This window comes from Paenibacillus graminis (genome assembly GCF_000758705.1).
GTDB lineage: Bacteria > Bacillota > Bacilli > Paenibacillales > Paenibacillaceae > Paenibacillus_AQ > Paenibacillus_AQ graminis.
Window position 1 is genome coordinate 5,933,635 of record NZ_CP009287.1, and the last position, 17,183, is coordinate 5,950,817.

The 17,183-nt window shown below is 48.9% G+C and carries 18 protein-coding genes; 5 read left to right on the forward strand and 13 right to left on the reverse strand.

Annotated elements, in window-relative coordinates; translation table 11 throughout:
• Nucleotides 1–180: 180 nt before the first annotated feature.
• A complete protein-coding gene (gene uvrC / locus PGRAT_RS25675; protein WP_174469035.1) occupies nucleotides 181–2,244 on the reverse strand; it encodes an excinuclease ABC subunit UvrC in 2,064 nt (687 codons plus the stop codon).
• Nucleotides 2,245–2,465: 221 nt separating this feature from the next.
• Complete coding sequence (gene trxA / locus PGRAT_RS25680; RefSeq protein WP_020430371.1) at nucleotides 2,466–2,783, reverse strand: thioredoxin; 318 nt, start codon at nucleotides 2,781–2,783, stop codon at nucleotides 2,466–2,468.
• A gap of 350 nt (nucleotides 2,784–3,133) precedes the next feature.
• On the opposite strand from trxA, the gene PGRAT_RS33535 reads away from it, so the two are divergent.
• Entirely contained in the window at nucleotides 3,134–3,289 is a 156-nt protein-coding gene (locus PGRAT_RS33535) for a YqzM family protein (RefSeq protein ID WP_143013460.1), read from the forward strand.
• A gap of 86 nt (nucleotides 3,290–3,375) precedes the next feature.
• Here the strand turns inward: PGRAT_RS33535 and dnaI are convergent, their stop codons facing one another.
• The 3 genes from dnaI to PGRAT_RS25695 all read right to left on the reverse strand — a co-directional run bounded on the left by dnaI (nucleotide 3,376) and on the right by PGRAT_RS25695 (nucleotide 6,432).
• Nucleotides 3,376–4,332 carry a primosomal protein DnaI gene (gene dnaI / locus PGRAT_RS25685; RefSeq protein WP_025707099.1) on the reverse strand — a complete coding sequence of 319 codons (957 nt, stop codon included), beginning with the start codon at nucleotides 4,330–4,332 and terminating at the stop codon, nucleotides 3,376–3,378.
• A gap of 18 nt (nucleotides 4,333–4,350) precedes the next feature.
• Nucleotides 4,351–5,895, reverse strand: a complete 1,545-nt coding sequence (locus PGRAT_RS25690; protein ID WP_042267423.1) for a replication initiation and membrane attachment family protein — start codon at nucleotides 5,893–5,895, stop codon at nucleotides 4,351–4,353.
• A 240-nt stretch (nucleotides 5,896–6,135) separates the two neighbouring features.
• Nucleotides 6,136–6,432 carry a YuiB family protein gene (locus PGRAT_RS25695; RefSeq protein WP_025707684.1) on the reverse strand — a complete coding sequence of 99 codons (297 nt, stop codon included), beginning with the start codon at nucleotides 6,430–6,432 and terminating at the stop codon, nucleotides 6,136–6,138.
• 223 nt (nucleotides 6,433–6,655) lie between these two features.
• Here PGRAT_RS25695 and hemQ point away from each other — a divergent pair, with 223 nt between their 5' ends.
• On the forward strand, nucleotides 6,656–7,414 hold the full coding sequence (gene hemQ / locus PGRAT_RS25700) for a hydrogen peroxide-dependent heme synthase (RefSeq protein WP_025707685.1): 759 nt from the start codon (nucleotides 6,656–6,658) through the stop codon (nucleotides 7,412–7,414).
• Between the two features lie 267 nt (nucleotides 7,415–7,681).
• Here the strand turns inward: hemQ and PGRAT_RS25705 are convergent, their stop codons facing one another.
• Nucleotides 7,682–7,957 carry a hypothetical protein gene (locus PGRAT_RS25705; protein WP_025707686.1) on the reverse strand — a complete coding sequence of 92 codons (276 nt, stop codon included), beginning with the start codon at nucleotides 7,955–7,957 and terminating at the stop codon, nucleotides 7,682–7,684.
• Between the two features lies 1 nt (nucleotide 7,958).
• The gene (locus tag PGRAT_RS25710; protein WP_025707687.1) at nucleotides 7,959–9,152 is read right to left on the reverse strand and encodes an NAD(P)/FAD-dependent oxidoreductase; all 1,194 of its coding nucleotides are present in this window, start codon (nucleotides 9,150–9,152) and stop codon (nucleotides 7,959–7,961) included.
• A gap of 323 nt (nucleotides 9,153–9,475) precedes the next feature.
• Here PGRAT_RS25710 and PGRAT_RS25715 point away from each other — a divergent pair, with 323 nt between their 5' ends.
• A complete protein-coding gene (locus PGRAT_RS25715; RefSeq protein ID WP_036706100.1) occupies nucleotides 9,476–10,450 on the forward strand; it encodes an NAD(P)/FAD-dependent oxidoreductase in 975 nt (324 codons plus the stop codon).
• 136 nt (nucleotides 10,451–10,586) lie between these two features.
• Here PGRAT_RS25715 and sda read toward each other — a convergent pair whose 3' ends face one another.
• Together sda and PGRAT_RS25720 are read right to left on the reverse strand one after the other, a co-directional pair.
• Nucleotides 10,587–10,730, reverse strand: coding sequence for a sporulation histidine kinase inhibitor Sda (gene sda, locus PGRAT_RS32710; protein ID WP_042217282.1), 144 nt, complete (start codon nucleotides 10,728–10,730; stop codon nucleotides 10,587–10,589).
• Between the two features lie 326 nt (nucleotides 10,731–11,056).
• Entirely contained in the window at nucleotides 11,057–11,719 is a 663-nt protein-coding gene (locus tag PGRAT_RS25720; RefSeq protein ID WP_025707689.1) for a YheC/YheD family protein, read from the reverse strand.
• 335 nt (nucleotides 11,720–12,054) lie between these two features.
• Here PGRAT_RS25720 and PGRAT_RS25725 point away from each other — a divergent pair, with 335 nt between their 5' ends.
• Nucleotides 12,055–12,264, forward strand: coding sequence for a hypothetical protein (locus PGRAT_RS25725; RefSeq protein WP_025707690.1), 210 nt, complete (start codon nucleotides 12,055–12,057; stop codon nucleotides 12,262–12,264).
• Between the two features lie 154 nt (nucleotides 12,265–12,418).
• On the opposite strand, the gene PGRAT_RS25730 is transcribed toward PGRAT_RS25725, so the two are convergent.
• From PGRAT_RS25730 to PGRAT_RS25745, 4 genes are all read right to left on the reverse strand, one after another.
• Nucleotides 12,419–13,759 carry an erythromycin esterase family protein gene (locus PGRAT_RS25730; protein ID WP_025707691.1) on the reverse strand — a complete coding sequence of 447 codons (1,341 nt, stop codon included), beginning with the start codon at nucleotides 13,757–13,759 and terminating at the stop codon, nucleotides 12,419–12,421.
• A gap of 196 nt (nucleotides 13,760–13,955) precedes the next feature.
• Complete coding sequence (locus PGRAT_RS25735; protein ID WP_025707692.1) at nucleotides 13,956–14,510, reverse strand: GNAT family N-acetyltransferase; 555 nt, start codon at nucleotides 14,508–14,510, stop codon at nucleotides 13,956–13,958.
• Nucleotides 14,511–14,579: 69 nt separating this feature from the next.
• Entirely contained in the window at nucleotides 14,580–15,074 is a 495-nt protein-coding gene (locus tag PGRAT_RS25740; RefSeq protein ID WP_025707693.1) for a DUF6933 domain-containing protein, read from the reverse strand.
• Nucleotides 15,075–15,342: 268 nt separating this feature from the next.
• Nucleotides 15,343–15,702, reverse strand: a complete 360-nt coding sequence (locus PGRAT_RS25745) for a HesB/IscA family protein (protein WP_025707694.1) — start codon at nucleotides 15,700–15,702, stop codon at nucleotides 15,343–15,345.
• Nucleotides 15,703–16,038: 336 nt separating this feature from the next.
• Here PGRAT_RS25745 and mqnE point away from each other — a divergent pair, with 336 nt between their 5' ends.
• Nucleotides 16,039–17,145, forward strand: a complete 1,107-nt coding sequence (mqnE, locus tag PGRAT_RS25750) for an aminofutalosine synthase MqnE (protein WP_025707695.1) — start codon at nucleotides 16,039–16,041, stop codon at nucleotides 17,143–17,145.
• The last annotated feature ends 38 nt before the right edge of the window (nucleotides 17,146–17,183 follow it).

The following is a 17,183-nucleotide window of genomic DNA, read 5'->3' on the forward strand; positions in this document are numbered from 1 at the left end:
GCTTCAACAACAGCATTTCTGCCGTTGTTTCTGGTCCATATTTGTCCTTTAGACGAATTGAACTAAAAGATTCTTATCTCCATTTTAATACACGCCTTATCGCAACAGGAAAATCTTAATTTCTTTAAATCACAAGAAGAGACTGGCCTAAAGGCCAGTCTCTGACGTGTAATAATTACTTTATAATGACGTTTCCTCGTCCTTCAGGGCATTCAGAATCTGCGCAGCCAGCTTGTCGCCGATCGACAGCGGACGGAAGTCCTCGATGCTGGCCTCCTTGATTTTTTTGAGCGAGCCAAAATGCTTCAGAAGCAGCTTCCGGCGTTTGTCGCCGATGCCCGGAATGGAGTCGAGCTTTGAGGTAACCATCGATTTGCCGCGCTGCTCGCGGTGGAATGTAATCGCAAACCGGTGAACCTCATCCTGGATGCGCTGCAGCAGATAAAACTCCTGGCTGTCCCGGGCAAGCTGGACCGGCTCGGCCGAATCCCCGACCAGCAGCTGAGCCGTTCTGTGCTTGTCGTCCTTCACCAGGCCGCAGACCGGGATGTACAGCCCCAGCTCATTCTGCAGAATATCAATGGCGGAAGAAATTTGCCCTTTCCCTCCATCGACCACAATCAGATCAGGCTGCGGCAGGTTCTCCTTCAGCACGCGTTCATAGCGGCGGCGGATCACCTCGCGCATCGTTTCGTAGTCATCCGGCCCCTGTACCGAGCGGACCTTATATTTGCGGTATTCCTTGCGGGCAGGCTTGCCGTCAATGAACACAACCATCGCGGATACCGGATTGGTTCCCTGGATATTCGAGTTGTCAAATGCTTCAATCCGGCTAAGGGATTCCAGGCCCAGGCTCTGGCCCAGGCTGCTGGCTGCGCCGGAGGTTCGCTCCTCGTCCCGCTCGATTAGGCGGAACTTCTCGTCCAGCGCCACCCGGCCGTTCTGGCAGGCCATCCCGACCATCTGCTTCTTCAGCCCGCGCTGCGGCACCAGCACCTTGATGCCCAGCCATTCCTGCAGGGCAGCCGCGCCGCCGGCCGCGTCCACGGTGCCTTCAGCGGCAGCCTCAGCCTCAGCCTCAGCGGCTTCACCCGCATCCGTTTGCGCTGCAGCCTCCAGCGCCGCTTCCTCCGACTCTGCCCGCATGGCAGCGGCTTCGGTTACCCCGCCGTCTGCCGCGCTTCCCACAGCCTTACCGGCATCCTCTGCGGCCAGCTCAGCCACTGCCGCATCATCAGCGCCAGACTGTTCCGTCTCACCGCTGACCGCCAGCTGCGGCTTGCCTGATTTATCCGTGCCCTCAAGCACGGTATCCGGCAGCAGAATTTCCTGCGGCAGGGCCGGGTTCTCGCTGTAGTACTGCGTCACATAGGAGATGAAATCGCTGTACGCCTCCCCGTAGAAAGGGAACACGGAGGAGTGCCGCTGGATCATTTTCCCCTGCCGCATGTACAGAATCTGCACACACATCCAGCCCTTATCCACGGCATAGCCAAATACATCGCGGTCCTTGGTATCCGCCGTGTTAATTTTCTGTTTCTCCATCAGGGCATCGATGTGGATAATCTGGTCACGCAGCTCCTTGGCCCGCTCGAAATACAGCTCCTCTGCGGCCTCCTGCATCTTTTGCTGCAGATCCTTCTTGACTGCCTCATGGCCGCCTCCGAGAAAACCGGCAATACTCTGCGTAATTTCCTCATAAGCGTTCTTGGGCACTTCCTTTTCGCAGGGCGCCAGACACTGGCCCATATGATAATACAGGCACACTTCCTTCGGCATCACGCCGCATTTGCGCAGCGGATACATTCGGTCAAGCAGCTTCTTGGTCTGATGCGCCGCATAAGCGTTCGGATATGGACCGAAATACTTCGCTTTATCCTTAATCACCCGGCGCGTAACTTCCAGGCGCGGATGAGCTTCATTCGTGATTTTCAAATACGGAAACGTCTTGTCGTCCTTCAAAAGCACATTATAACGCGGCATATGCTTTTTAATCAGGTTGCACTCCAGAATGAGCGCCTCCATGTTACTGGACGTGACGATATATTCAAAGTCGGCAATATTGGCGACGAGTCTCTGGGTCTTACCGTTATGGCTGCCCGTAAAATAAGAGCGGACCCGGTTCTTCAGCACCTTGGCCTTCCCCACATAAATAATAGTGCCCTCTTCATTCTTCATCAGATAGCACCCGGGCAGGTCGGGCAGCAATGCCAGTTTGTTGCGGATATTATCCATATAATCCATGAGTTCTCCCCCACCTGTAAACATCACCGTGATAACTTAATTTTAAATATAAAAAGCTATAGGTTCAACCCCATAGCATACAAAAATAGAGTTCTGTTGGCTAAAAACGTTCATTCTTCCAAAAGGCGCAGCAGCTTCCGCCTGACACACAAAGCGCCCTCGGATAAACCGAAGGCGCTTTGTGTGTCAGGGCGTAGGCCCCGGATACTACAGCATCAATTTTACTGATGTTTAGCTACAATATTCTTAAGGGAATCCTTGGAGTTCAGTCCTACAACTTTGTCCACAGGCTGGCCGTCTTTAAAGAAGATCAGGGTAGGAATGCTCATGACCCCAAAACGGGAAGCTGTTTCCGGATTTTCATCAACGTTCAGCTTGGCAATTTTCACATCGTCTCCCAGTTCAGTGGACAGTTCCTCCAGAATTGGGGCCAGCATTTTGCAAGGGCCGCACCAAGGTGCCCAGAAATCTACAACAACAGTACCTTGACCTTCAACTTCACCCACAAAGGATTGGTCAGACACGTTCACGATAGCCATGATATAGTTCCTCCTTTAAGTTGTACGAAACTTTCATCCGCTTCTATAACCCTTAAGCCTAGTGTGGCGAATTCACTCCGAAATTATAACGGGATAAATGTTTCATGTAATATGATAACCAGATTACCATTTACCGACACATCCATAGTATAACATATTTATAGTGACTTTGTGTAATGTTTTATGAAATTAAATTGCATAAAATCAATTATTCCCTTCGCAGTCTCTTCTTTACAACGCTCCAGGGAGTTCGTATACTTGAGGAAAGCGCATTAATTGTCAATGACTTCTCTCACACGTCTAACTGTAACCCACTAATTGCAGTCATGCAACTGCAAGGAGGAAAAAAGATGGATGTCAACGCGCAAGCACGCGACCCGCGGGAGCATGTCAACGAGGAGCCGCGCAATGACCTTGGCGATTTGCTCGCCGGCTTTTTCGGCATGACGGGCTTTATGACCGTCGTTTTTTTCGGCATGGTGATTATCAAGTTTTTGTCCGAGTAACTCTTCACACATGCTTTTCAGCTGGACAACAGCAAAATCCGGTTCTTCCCTTAAGGAAGAAGCCGGATTTTGCTGCTTTAGCACTTTTAACGGACCGTACCCCGCTGGTTCTCCCCATGAAGCGGAATGACATCCACAAACGGAGCAATCCGGTCCATCAGCCGCTGGCCTTTGTAGATTTCTTCGCCGTCCTTGCTGGTGATGCTCAGATGCTTCTCCAGACCGTCCAGTGGATAATTCGAGGTGTAGAAGGTCGGCTTGCGGTTCATCCGGTGGTTCAGGATCGCTCCCAGCACATGGTCGCGGGCCCACGGATTCAGGTTCTCCGCCCCGATATCGTCAAAGATCAGCAGATCACAGTTCTTCATCGTGTCCACCATTTCTTTCAGCTTCTGATTGTCCATCATGATTAGCTTAAGTTCCTCGATGAAATCAGGCATGTAGACGATGACCCCGCTGTACCCGGCAATCGCCAGTTCATGCAGCATATAGCACATCAAAAAGGTTTTGCCTGTTCCAAAAGAGCCCTGCAGGTATATCCCCCGCGAGGTCAGTCCGTTCTCCTTCACCCCTGCAATATAATCAAATATACGATTCACGGCTGAGACCCGGCGGGGGTCCTTGCCCATAATGTCAATTTCATCGTAGCCGCCATTCAGGACACGCTCATCCACATAAAAGCTGCGGATGCGCTTGCGGATGCTGTCCTGATTATCCTGGGCAATCTTAAGATTGCAGGCCGTCTTCCGCTCATACAGATCTGCCGTACCCCCTACAGTCTCTACGGTAAGCTTGCTGTAGTGGCCCTGGAAATCGTTCGGGCACTTCTCCAGCCCCGGACAATTGGCGCAGTGGCGGCTTTCTTCCACATATTGATACAGCCGGCTTAAATGAAGCCGCAGCCGCGACTCGTCCAGCTCGGGATGCTCGGCCTGAAGCTGCTTCACCAGAGGATGGTTCAGCAGGTTATGCTCAAGATCGCGGGAACGCTGGCGCAGCGCGGAATTGTTCATCGAACGCAGCACTTCGCCCATAGACTCCATAGCCGCACCTCGCTTTCTTTATGGCGTCTTGGATACGCCTTTCTTCTTGCTGGCCTTGATTTCAGCGGCCTTCTTCATCATCGCCGCGAACTCTTCTTCCGACACGGTTCCGGCGCTGCCGTCATCCAGTACAATCGGGATCTCCGCTTTGCCGGAACGGCCGCCGGTTTTACTGTAGCTGCGCTGGCGCGCGCCGGTGGAGCCTGATGTCCCTGTCGCTGCACCTTTGCCTTTGACCTTGGTCTGGTCCCGGATATAACGCACAGCTTTCTCGTACGTATTCACCTGCTTCACCAGCATGTTCGAGGCAATGGCCTCCACGAAGTTGCGGTTCATCCGCTGATCGCCTGCGGAAGCTACCATAGTCATCAGATAATGAATGAGCACATTAATGACTTCGCCGCTCAGCTTATAATTGAGATCAATCTTCTCAAAAGTATCCATCAGCTGCGTGGGCACTGCCCCCGGAAAAAAGGTCTGCAGCAGCCGTGTATAAGGCTCGTTGCGCAGCATCATATTATATTGGTGAATGTCGCATTTGGACAAAAATTGCGGAGGCACTTCCACGTAATATTCCATTTCAACCGGCTGCTCCATTGGCGGTGTGGAATCGTCACCTTCCACGGAGGCTGCAGAGCGCAGGGCTACCACTTTTGCCGCCGCAATCTCCCGCTTCTCCTGGCGTTTCAGATCCTGCCGGAAATGCTGGCTCGCTTTGTACTGCAGCGCATCCAGAATCACTTCGCCTTCCGGTGTGAACACCCCGTCTTCATCCAGCAGACGGGACATATCCTGCGGACTGAGTTCATACTTATGGGCTACATAATTGATCATCCCCATCTGGGCATGGTCAAAGCGCAGCTTCTCGACATGGGTACGGTTGACGGATTCACGCGGAAAGCGCAGGATAATATCACTATAGCCGATCGCCGGTTCCCCGGTTTCCCGCATGCCGGGCTGCTTGACTGTTGCCACCTCAGCCAGAGCCTGCTCCAGCTCATAGTCAATCACATGGGTATTGAGTTGAAAAATATCATAAAAGGGCAGGGAAATATTCTCTTTGCCGATCGACCGGCGGCTCCATTCCTCCGGTTCACGGTTCCAGAACTGCTCACGCAGCGACAGCACGGCGAACTTGCCGATCTTGTCACGCAGCAGCAGCGTCAAATGCTGGGTTGCAAAAAAATCAGCCGGCGACAGCGGCGGCAGCAGTTCGTATTCGTACATATAATCATCGGTTTCCGCTACAAAGATCCGGCAGGTCTGCAGCAGCCCCACCGCCTCCAGCAGGGAAGCCTGATCTACTATATATTTGCGGCCTTTCTCATTCGGCTCCACGCCCAGCGTCATGAACAGACGCCGCTGCTGCTCCACCGGAGAATAGCCGATTGCTTCAGCCGGAATATGCTCGAACAGCAGCCGGTACAGGCTGATGGCAAAAGCGCCCACCATCGGCTGATAGACCGAGCCCAGCATACGTGCATCTACACTGCTTAGACCGAATTCGCGGGAAACGCAGTACCGATGATGTTCGGTGAAATGATGCAGGTTACTCATACGCATCTGCGGATTACCTCCCTCTTTTTCTACACGAATCCATTTAGATTTCTATTCTATCACAAAACCTCCGCCCGGAAATGTAAAAAAAAGTCCAAATTCAGCGTTTATCCCCTGGATATCGACAGCTTGTTCACCCTTGCTGACGCTAGCGGAAAATCCGAAAAACCTCTTCGATTCCAAGAAAAAACGGCCTCGCCAGCCCTGAATAAGGGCAGCAGCCGTTCGTATGCGCGAAACTCTTCATTAGAACATTTTGTAGCCGCCGAGCCGCAGCTTCTGGATCGTCCAGCCGCTGAGCACCGCTCCGGCGAGACCGGCAATACCGGTGAGATAATCCACAATATGAAAGGTCGACAGATGCTCCCACAGACTCATGGCGCTCCGGTCCCAGATCGAATAGACGACCACTGGCAGAATCACAATAACGAACAGATAGGCAGGGAACCAGGTGGTCTTCATTAACATGTTAAGGATAAAGCCAATGCCAAACATCATGACAAAGAACAAAACAGCCAAAACAAACACAGGAATAAACCCCATCGTACTGCCATCCCCTCTCTCTATAAAGAACCGCACAGCAAACCTTAATTAATAGTAAGTTTACTAGAAAAAATGTAGCGAAGCAATGAACATTATCGCGGTTCCAGGGGATCTGCCCCATAAGACCAAGGGGCTGCGTTTGCTCTTGCCTGCCTGCATGCGATACAATGCAAATAGATCAAACGGATTGTACATATAACTATATGCTGAGGAGTGAGAATACATGAACGAAGCCGCGTTGACACTGGAGGGCTGGTATGCCCTGCACGATTTCCGTTCCCTGAACTGGACAGCCTGGACGGCAGCCGATGATGAAGAACGCGCTGTCGCCCTGGAAGAATTGCATGCCTTTATGCAGGAATGGGGTCCGGTAGAGGAAGCCAAGGAAGGAAGCACTGCAGTGTACTCCATTGTCGGCCAGAAGGCTGATTTCGTGATGATGTTTCTGCGGGAAAGCCTGGAAGCGCTGAACCAGCTTGAAACCGCCTTTAACAAAATCGCCTTTGCCCAATATACAACTAAGTCCTATTCTTATGTCAGCATCGTTGAACTCAGCAACTATGCGGCTGGCGGGAACGCCGGAGACGGCAGTGACCCTATGCAAAATCCGCACGTAGCCGCCCGCTTGAAGCCTGTTCTCCCGCAGACGAAGCATATTTGCTTCTATCCGATGAACAAGAAACGCGAGTTAGCGGACAACTGGTATATGCTCGATATGGAGAAGCGCCGGGAATTAATGTATTCCCACGGGTTAATCGGACGCGGATATGCCGGCAAAGTGAAGCAGATCATCACCGGCTCTGTCGGCTTCGATGACTGGGAGTGGGGCGTCACCCTCTTTGCCGAGGATGCGCTCCAATTCAAGAAGCTGGTGTACGAGATGCGCTTTGATGAGGTTAGTGCCCGCTACGGCGAATTTGGCCCGTTCTATGTCGGGAATCTGCTGACACCGGACACCTTTGAAGAACTGCTGAAGCTGTAGCAGCCGAAGATACCGATAAAGCATAAGGGAAGGCTCCCTGTCTGGGGGCCTTCCCTTTATTTGAGTTTATGTTATAAATAGACCGCCCTGGTCAAAAGAGACGGTCTATTTCCTGACTACTTTTCCGAAAGCCGCTTGCCCTTAAAAGCGGCTATTGCAAACAGGGAGCCGTGTTGGCAGCACGGCTCTCTTTGCATTGTACGTCTTATCTACCTTTACTATACCGCAAGTGGATTGAGTAAATAAATATATCCCACTCCAAATCACTCATGCTGACGGGTCCTTGCCGTCATCCTCTCCGTCTTCGTCATCTTCACGCAAGCTCTCCAGGTATTCCGCCGTCGCCCGGTCGCGGGCCCGGCCCTTATCCTTCAGGCGCTCAATTGCCGGCAAAATGAGGATGTCGATTTCTTTCTGGACATTGTAGGCGAGATCGTAACGGCTCTGATCCTCCAGATAAGAACCGACCTCAATCAGTCCATTATATCGGTCCAGCTCCTCCCTCGTCAGCAGCCCGCGAACTTGAACGCTGCAGTGGCGCATCCTAGAGGAATCTTCCTTTCTTCAGTACCAGCGGAATGCCGCCGATGATGAACAGATAACGCATGTCTACAACCTTCTTCAGCTGGGCCGCTGTCCAGCCTTTATACTTCTTCTCTCCCACTACAGCGATGCCTTGTCCTTTGCCCAGCGAAGCTACAGTGCCCTTGTTGCTGAAAGCGAACTTCTTCGGCTGCTGGCTGCGAATCGCGGCCACCAGATTATGGGCACAGCATTCTCCCTGCTGCATGGCAATTTGTGCCGTCGGGGGATATGGGCGTCCTTCCGGATTAATCATCAGGGAGCCGTCACCGATAATAAAAATATTCTCGTGTCCCGGGGCGCGCAGATATTCATCTACCTTCACCCGTCCGCGCATGGCTTCAAAACCCGCTGCTTCAATCAGACGGTTGCCGCGGATGCCGCCGGTCCAAACAATGGTGGAAGCCTTGATCTCTTCACCTGTCGCAAGGATAACTCCGCCCGGCAGACATTCCTTGATCGCTACACCGATCTTGAAGGTCACACCCTTCTTCGTCAGCACAGTCATTGCATGCTCTACCAATTCAGGGGCGAAGCCCGGCAGTGCCGTCGGAGCAGCCTCCACGTTGTAGATATTGACCATGCTTGGGTCCACATCGAATTCCTTGCACAGTGCCGGAATACGGTCTGCCAGCTCCGCCACAAATTCAATGCCGCTGAAGCCTGCACCTCCGACAACAAAATTAATATGTTCCTGTGCATTATTTTCATTCTTGTATTTGGCAAATTGATACTCGATATGCTCACGGATCAGCCGTACGGAATTAATGCTGCGGATCGTCAGCGCGTATTTGTCCAGTCCCGGAATCCCGAAGGTTTCAGGTTCGCCGCCCAGGGCGATTACAAGATAGTCATAAGACAGCGTGCCGTCTTCCAAAATTACCTTTTTCTGCTGGGTCCGAATTTCCTGCACGGAAGACTTTACGAGATCAATTTTGAATTCATCAATTAATTTTGAAATAGATACGCGGGTATGCTCGATGCTGTCTGTACCTGCAGCAGGCATATGCAGATGGGTTGTGAAATAGTGATACTCATGGCGGTTAACCAGTGTCACATCCGCTTCATTGTAGTTCAAAGCTTTCTGCAGCCGCTGCGCGGTCAAAATACCTCCATATCCCGCGCCTAGGATGACGATTTTGGGAATACTGCTCATGTTCCGGCTCCTTCCAACAGGTGAATCTGTCTATGTGTTATTTTTTGTCAAAAAATTCGGTTTCTTTTGTGAATTTATACACTTAAATTCAGAAGAATTTCCAATTAAACTTAAAGGATTTCTAAAATAACCATATCTATTGTAAACCTTAGTATCGTTTTAATCAAATATTATCATGCAACAAAATGTCACAATTTTCTGCGGAAATCAAGCCTTTGCAGGTCGGCTCCACAATGTTTATAATGTTAGTTAAGCCAGTATGGCAATTTGAAACTATCAACTCGGAGGTGTAATATTACGTGACACTAGAGCAATCCGTTCCTATGAGCGATCTGCTGATCATAGGAGGCGGTCCGGCCGGGATGTTTGCCGCTTTTTACGGCGGGATGCGCCAGGCATCGGTAACCCTTATTGAAAGTATGCCCCAACTCGGAGGGCAGCTTGCTGCTCTTTATCCTGAAAAATATATTTACGACGTGGCCGGATTTCCGAAAGTCACCGGTCAGGAGCTGGTAGATAACCTTTCCCGCCAAATGGAGCTGTTCCAGTCCGATATCCGGCTGGAGGAGAAGGTCGTTTCGCTAAAAAAACAGGACGAACGCCATTTCGTCATTACTACCGATAAAGCGGAATATCACAGCAAAGCCGTGATCATTACCGCAGGCGTAGGCGCTTTTGAACCCCGCCGTCTGGAGCTGCCCGAAGCAGCGCGTTTCGAGAAAGCCAATCTGCACTATTTCGTCAGCGATCTTAATGCGTTCAAAGGCAAAAAGGTGCTGATCAGCGGCGGCGGCGACTCTGCCGTGGATTGGGCACTGATGCTTGAACCGATTGCTGAGCAGGTTACCCTGATACACCGCAGGGATAAATTCCGCGCACATGAGCACAGTGTGGAGAACCTGATGGCATCCAAGGTCAATGTCATTACGCCATCGGAGATTACCGGGCTTCACGGCGAAGAATTCATTACCAAAGTCACTTTGTCCCATATCAAAACCAAGGAAACCCAGGAGCTGGAAGTGGACAGCGTTATCGTTAACTTTGGCTTCGTATCCTCGCTGGGACCGATTGCCGAATGGGGCATCGATATTGACAGCAATTCGATCGTGGTCGACTCCCGTATGGAGACCAGCATTCCGGGGATCTTCGCCGCCGGTGATATTACCACGTATCCGGGTAAGCTGAAGCTGATTGCTGTTGGATTCGGAGAAGCGCCTACTGCAGTGAACAACGCCAAGGTCTATATTGATCCCGAAGCCAAACTGTCACCTGGACACAGCAGCAATCTCAAGCTGTAGCCGAACGTTCACCTCTGTTATTCAGCAAATAAAAGGGTATCCTTTCAGGTTGATTGCACTTCAACTTGAAAAGATACCCTATTTGTGCCGCTTGCGGTTAAATGATTGATCTGCTGCAAAGGTATGCTCTGGGCTTCTAGTGCAGAACCGCATGAACTGGAGAGTGTAAGTTCCGTTTGCGAATTTCAGCGAGCAGAAGAGCGATGAAATCATGCTCTAATTGCAGTTCTATTGCTCTATGGTAAGAGTCCAAGAGCATCTCATCCGACAATTCAACCATAACGTTCACCTACCTTTCCTTTATTTGAATCTGAATCTATCATAGCAAACTATCATTTTTCGAACAAGCGTTCCCACTATCCACAAGCAACTGTGGAAATCCTGTGCATAATATGTTAGTAAAGGTCTAAAAGTCATTCACCGCACAGTGGACTATGGGGATAACAGTTATACACAGGATGAATCCAGCGGTATTTTGTCTGAAATATTTTTACATTGTTCATAATTCCGTGGAATTTTTTATCATATATTACCTCAAGGATTACACAACTAAACGCAATTCTATCGTATTATTATATTTATCGTCAATTCTTAAAAATTTTTTAATCACTTCGGGCGTGTATTAACCTCCAAAATCCAGATCTTCCCCCGGAGGTCCACAGCATAATCAAAGCCTAGCTCACCAATGCCCGGAAAATGCCGTTCCAGCAGTTCTATGCAGATTAGGGTCAAGCGCCGCATCTCTGCTTTTTTGGCAGAAGTCCTGACCCGCGGCAATGATCTTCTCAGTCCCTCACGGCAGCTCAGCATCGTTCCGCCTTTGCAGAGATTTGTCACAAACAGTCCCGGACGCGCCACTCTTCCCACCATCGAACGAAATTCCCAATGTGTTCCGTTCTTCACCACCTTGACCCGGTAATCTATCGGGCGTCCGTCAATCCGGGCCAGGGAGATCCCCTGCTGCATTAGATATTTCCGTTTGACCTTAAATAAGTCGAGTGAGCGCTTCATGGAGGAGAAATTCCGGTACATTCTTGTACTGTGCATATGTGTGAAGCCGTATCCCCGGCTGTTCCGGAACACTTTGATCACCCCAAAACCGCCACCGCCAACAATAGGTTTTATAACAACCGTTCCGTATTTCCCCAGCATCCGTAACAACCCAGCAGCGCTATATTCCATCGTTCCCGGAATGTAACCGGCAATCCGCGGATCGCTGAGCAGCGCCTCGGTTTTCAGCCACTTGCTGGCCAGTTGTCTTCCCGCCATTGTTCTCCCTCTCCTTTCACATTCCTAGCCTACCCTATACTTTACTCAGAAAAGGCCGCGCCCTCCTGTATGATTGTCCGTATGATAGGGAGCGCACAGCAAAAAAGGGCATATGGCCGCCAGGCCTTATGTCCTATCTATCCTATAAGGATGGCAGCGGGGCTGCTGCAAATTCTGACAAGTCTCTTCTGCGGCAATCGACAGCAACCGCCGGGTATGGGAACCGCCCGCAGAGTCTGTCGGATTCTCTGGTCATGCGGCGTTGCCCGCCAGCCACTTTTTGCTGGAAAATCCTTAAAATTCATTGTATTATGACCTGGAGGGGAGGACTCTTCATGGCAGAGCTCTTTGAAGTGCTGTACTGGGTGGCAATGGTTGCGATGACCGTCGTTCTGGCAGGAATCACGGTTCTTGTCTGCGCACTAGGCTTCAAATTTATCAAAGACCAGCGCCGGGTCCTCGGTACAGGCTGCATCGCCTTTTCTCTGGGTGCCGCCGCACTGGTCGTATTTATGATTAATTTCAAGTTTGTTATTCCTGCTTGATACTATTTCCAGTGCCCTGTTACAGAGGTTTTCTGTACAGGGTTTTTATTATACTCTATGAAAAAGGGAGCCGGTGGCTTGTGCAGATAGACAGCTTGATTCGCTGATATTGTCTTGATTTAACAGGAAATATATCAGTTCTTTAATTAAGATTTTATCGATTCAGTTGAGATGGATTCACTTTCTGAATTTGCACAATGATGTCAAATGTTTTACCCAATGATACATCAACAGTTTTGGGGATGTCTGGTCCTTCGGTAGTTATTCCAGCGTAAATGGGATGTTGCTCGTTTAGCCAAGTTTTTGTCACTCCGCTTGCCTTACGCAAATCAACAAAAAACTGGTCGTAATTGACTTGTCCAAAATTATAGTTATAACTATTCGGGTCATCTGATTTTAATGTTCCATAGGGCCCAAATTCTTGGTTACTGTTATACACATTGTAACGTCCCTCATAGACAGATGTTCCAATGGATACATACCGTTTCCCGTAATGTTCTGCTAAATACTGCCCAGCTACTTTAGGGTATACGAAAGGGATCATATTCGTTTTCGAAACGTGTCCGTTATGGCCCCACACGATTGTTTTGCCTACGTGTTCTTCTGTCCACTTCGCATTTTCATACATGGCTATATCATGTTTCAGATAAAAGTCCTTCGGGCTATCAGGGTATGAAGCTGCCATTGTCGTAAATTGCTCAATAATACGGGCATTTTGTCTGATCCATGCAAACTCTTGGGATTTTCCATTCAGCTTACTTTTATTTTGTTCTAATATAATGCTGATTTGTTTCGCATCTGAAACATATTGTTTTTTCTTTTCTTTCTTAAGGCTGCCAAAGGTATCTATATCCTTTGTTACAGGAATAAGGCCTTCCATCTTTTTTTCAAGAAGAGTTGCAAGTTTTGGATTATGTTTCTTTACATACTCTATGATATTGTTATAAACATTCTCGTTGACGGTTTGTATATCCATCCCGATGATCCGTATTTTGGATTTATGTTTTAGATCAGCATTATATTGGCGTATCCATTGAAGTAGATCTATGATTTCTTTCGTGTTAAATGCAGGCGATAGATATTGGCTCGGGTCCCCTTTACCCGTAAGAACATAGCGATCAAGTCCCAATGCTCTGTCCCATCCCTCTTCTAACACTAAGGCCTTAAAGCCCATTCCAAGGACCAAATAATTCACAATGCGGTGTTTCATCGTAAAAACCTCATGAGCTCCATGCATCGCTTCGCCTAATCCAACAATTGTAGCTGATCCTATCATATCCTTAAGCGGACCTAAATCATTAAGAGATGCTGTTGGATCCGTTGTTTTTAATGGCATTGCATGCTCTTCTAACCATTTTATCTGTTCGGCTATTTGATATGTGTTGTATGGAGCTGTAGCAGAAACTTTTGCTGTCGAAGCTGCATAAGCACCTCCTGTAAAACTAGTTAGAGTGATCATAGAAGCAACAATTGCGATACCCATTTTCTTTTTCATAAAATCCTCCTGATATCCTGTATAAATTAGTTTGTTAAGATAAATATATTTTAGCTTCTAAAATTCTCTTATTTCTTACTGGATTCTTAAGTAAACCTTACGATGCTTATGGATATACAAAAAAACAAAGCAGCTGCAATCCTTATCGTTAAAGGATCACAACTGCCTCATCCAGTTGTATGACTACTGCATCGCATTATAGAGTTCGTTCCAGCCTTTTTACCCGCTCATATTCCGGCTTCAAAATCGAATACTGGTAAGAATCATGCCATCTTCCCTTATGCCACATATGCTCCCGCAAATGCCCTTCGTAGACCATGCCGAGCTTTTGCATGACTTTGGCTGAGCCCACGTTCTCCGGTCGGCAGGTCGCGTATATGCGGTGTAGATTCAATTCCTCAAATCCGAATTCAAGCAATGAGGCAGCAGCCTCTGAGGTATATCCCTGTCTCCAAAACAGCGGATTGAAGCAATAGCCGATTTCTCCTTGCCCCGGTTCACTGATGTGAATGCCACAGCCGCCGATCAGTTGATCCGTCTCTTTCAGAACTACGGCAAACTCAAAATCCTTCCGCGGAATCTGGCTCTGCCATTCCAAGGTCAGACCGATATAACTTCTTGTTTCCTCTTTCGAGTTCGGCCCCCATATCATATACTTGGCTACCAGAGGGTCAGAAGCATATGCATGCACAGCATCCATATCTTCATAAGTAAACTCTCGAATGATTAGGCGCGCTGTTTGAAGCTGCATGATTACCCCTGCTTTCTAATTTATGAAAATCCCGTTTCTCTTGATGAACTCAACGCTGGCTTCGTCCTTCTATTGCAGACCCAATGCCTCTTTCATCAATTGTTCGGGGTAGCTATTTAATTTTACCAAGGGAGAATGATTGTTTTTTTGATTAAGCACTATACTATTCATGGTTTGAGTGGGATAATGTAACACCAGAATTCCTGTCATCTTGACCATATCTGTCATTGAACCCAGGACACTCCGGTTACTGGTTTTGGTGAATTTGATTTCATTTGATTGACTCACGTATTCCGTAATTTTTGAATCCGGAATATTATCGGCTTGCAGGTTTTCAATTAGAGAATTGACGAAAAGCTGGTTAATATTTCTGAAATGCAGCTTTTTTACGCCAAATAAAATAAAGCTATACCGCGTCTGATTGTTCATAAAAATCACATTATTCTTGTTGGACATTCGAAAGACATTAGCATGCCACTTATATAATTCATCCTCTGCATCGTCCTGTTCTTCTACCAAAGCGCTAAGTTCAAACAGTTTCTTCGTCAAGGCTATAGTAATCAAGTGTCATATCCGCTCCTCATGAATGTTCCTTTCCATTAATTGTACTCATTCATTATACCAGTCCGACTATATACTGGAAACAGAATCTCCAGCTTGCCTCAGCGTGCAAAAAAAGCCTCCAGGTACGTTCACCTGAAGACTTCGGTACAGCAGCATGTAGTGTTAGCTTCAGCGCCTCAATATTGGCAGCACGAATCGTTAGCTTATATGCGCGTGGATCAATTCCCGGCTGCAGCCTAGAGCAGCTGCGATTCCACTTCAGCCGGGGTCAGCATGGCTCAGCCGCAGGCTTGCCCGCATCTTCCTTCGTACGGAACGACGATCCGCAGCCGCAGGTGGCGGTGGCGTTCGGGTTGTTGATGGTGAAGCCGCCGGTCATGCCGGATTCCTCGAAGTCGATCTCCAGACCGTTCAGGTAACGGATATCATCCTTGCTAACGACAACCTTCATACCCTGCACATCCATATAGACGTCCTGGTCCGTCTCATTGTCGTCGAAGCCCATGGCGTAGGAGAAGCCGCTGCAGCCGCCCTCAGTTACACCAAGACGAAGGAACATGTTCGGGATTTCCTGTTCAGCCAGCATGGTCTTGAGTTGTCCTGCTGCTGCTTCACTGATTGTAATCATAATCTTAACCTCCCAAAAAGATATTCTGTATTCTACAGCCTGCCCGGCCAAAAGTAACTGTCTATATAAAAATAAGTATACTCCACTATCCCCCTGCCCTCAAGTCCAAACTGCACCTGTGCGGCACAGATAAACATACGAATCCATCTTCTCTCAGCGGTTGCTCGCCCCCTGTGAGAGGTTTATAATAGGTAAAGCAATATGCGAAAATTCGGAAAATTGTCACGCAGTCAGCTGACATCGCAGCTTTTTGTAATGGACGGCCACTCCCTAAGTTTGTTTTGGGAATGATTCTGCGATGCGCTTGCTTCGCCAAAACCTTCAGGAGGAAATCATATGTCTACTCTTATAACACCCCAGACCGATGCCAGAATGGCGAACATTATCGACAAGGTTCGCGGCGGAGAAAGATTAAATTTGGAAGATGGCGTTTATTTATATGGAAGCAACGATTTGCTTACCATCGGCCAGCTGGCCAATGAGGTTAACCAGCGGAAGAACGGCAACAAGGTATATTTTATCGAAAATATGAGCCTATATTTCACCAATGTCTGCGAAGCACACTGCGCATTCTGCAATTTCCGCAAGGATGACGGTGAAGAAGGCGCCTATACCCTTTCCGGTCAGGAAATGGTGGATTATGTCAAACAGCATATCCATCCCGGGGTACGCGAGTTCCATATTGTCGGCGGCCATAATGATAAGGTGCCCTTTCAATATTATGTTGATTCGCTCAAAGCCTTGAACGAAGCGTTCCCGCAGGTGACCTTGAAGGCATATACAGCCGCAGAGATTGATTTCTTCACACGAATCAGCGGACTCAGCATCCGCGAGGTGCTGGAGGAACTGCGTGCTGCCGGACTTCAGTCTCTTACGGGCGGCGGAGCAGAGATTCTGTCCGACCAATACCGCAAAAAAATGCGTGTTAACAAAGCCAATGTAGAGGAATATCTGGAGGTTCACCGGACCGCACACCAGCTCGGGATGAAGACTCATACCACGATGCTGTACGGATCGATTGAATCGCATGAGGACCGCGTGCGCCATATGCTGCAGATCCGCGACCTGCAGGATGAAACAAACGGTTTCATGGTGTTCATCCCTTTGTCTATGCAGCCCAAGAATAAGAATGCCGGCATTATGCGCCGCAACTCGGCTTATGAGGACCTCAAGACGATTGCAATCAGCCGGTTAATGCTGGATAACTTCGACCATATCAAGGCTTACTTCATTAATATCGGGGCACAGCTCACCCAGGTCGCACTCAGCTTTGGTGCTTCGGATGTGCACGGGACAATTCTGAAGGAACGCATCAGCCATGCAGCCGGAGCCTTGACTCCAGAGGGATTGACCCGTGAAGAGCTGATCTGGCTGGTAAAAGGTGCCGGGAAAGTTCCGGTAGAGCGGGACACTTTCTATAATGAAATTAAGGTATACGAATAACTGCAAACCGGAGTTTATCCGGCAGCTGCTGCAATAAC

Coding starts and splice junctions, on each gene's coding strand:
- uvrC (WP_174469035.1), bottom strand. CDS start 2,244: ATGGATTATATGGATAATATCCGCAACAAACTGGCATTGCTGCCCGAC.
- trxA (WP_020430371.1), bottom strand. CDS start 2,783: ATGGCTATCGTGAACGTGTCTGACCAATCCTTTGTGGGTGAAGTTGAA.
- PGRAT_RS33535 (WP_143013460.1), top strand. CDS start 3,134: ATGGATGTCAACGCGCAAGCACGCGACCCGCGGGAGCATGTCAACGAG.
- dnaI (WP_025707099.1), bottom strand. CDS start 4,332: ATGGAGTCTATGGGCGAAGTGCTGCGTTCGATGAACAATTCCGCGCTG.
- PGRAT_RS25690 (WP_042267423.1), bottom strand. CDS start 5,895: ATGCGTATGAGTAACCTGCATCATTTCACCGAACATCATCGGTACTGC.
- PGRAT_RS25695 (WP_025707684.1), bottom strand. CDS start 6,432: ATGGGGTTTATTCCTGTGTTTGTTTTGGCTGTTTTGTTCTTTGTCATG.
- hemQ (WP_025707685.1), top strand. CDS start 6,656: ATGAACGAAGCCGCGTTGACACTGGAGGGCTGGTATGCCCTGCACGAT.
- PGRAT_RS25705 (WP_025707686.1), bottom strand. CDS start 7,957: ATGCGCCACTGCAGCGTTCAAGTTCGCGGGCTGCTGACGAGGGAGGAG.
- PGRAT_RS25710 (WP_025707687.1), bottom strand. CDS start 9,152: ATGAGCAGTATTCCCAAAATCGTCATCCTAGGCGCGGGATATGGAGGT.
- PGRAT_RS25715 (WP_036706100.1), top strand. CDS start 9,476: ATGAGCGATCTGCTGATCATAGGAGGCGGTCCGGCCGGGATGTTTGCC.
- sda (WP_042217282.1), bottom strand. CDS start 10,730: ATGGTTGAATTGTCGGATGAGATGCTCTTGGACTCTTACCATAGAGCA.
- PGRAT_RS25720 (WP_025707689.1), bottom strand. CDS start 11,719: ATGGCGGGAAGACAACTGGCCAGCAAGTGGCTGAAAACCGAGGCGCTG.
- PGRAT_RS25725 (WP_025707690.1), top strand. CDS start 12,055: ATGGCAGAGCTCTTTGAAGTGCTGTACTGGGTGGCAATGGTTGCGATG.
- PGRAT_RS25730 (WP_025707691.1), bottom strand. CDS start 13,759: ATGAAAAAGAAAATGGGTATCGCAATTGTTGCTTCTATGATCACTCTA.
- PGRAT_RS25735 (WP_025707692.1), bottom strand. CDS start 14,510: ATGCAGCTTCAAACAGCGCGCCTAATCATTCGAGAGTTTACTTATGAA.
- PGRAT_RS25745 (WP_025707694.1), bottom strand. CDS start 15,702: ATGATTACAATCAGTGAAGCAGCAGCAGGACAACTCAAGACCATGCTG.
- mqnE (WP_025707695.1), top strand. CDS start 16,039: ATGTCTACTCTTATAACACCCCAGACCGATGCCAGAATGGCGAACATT.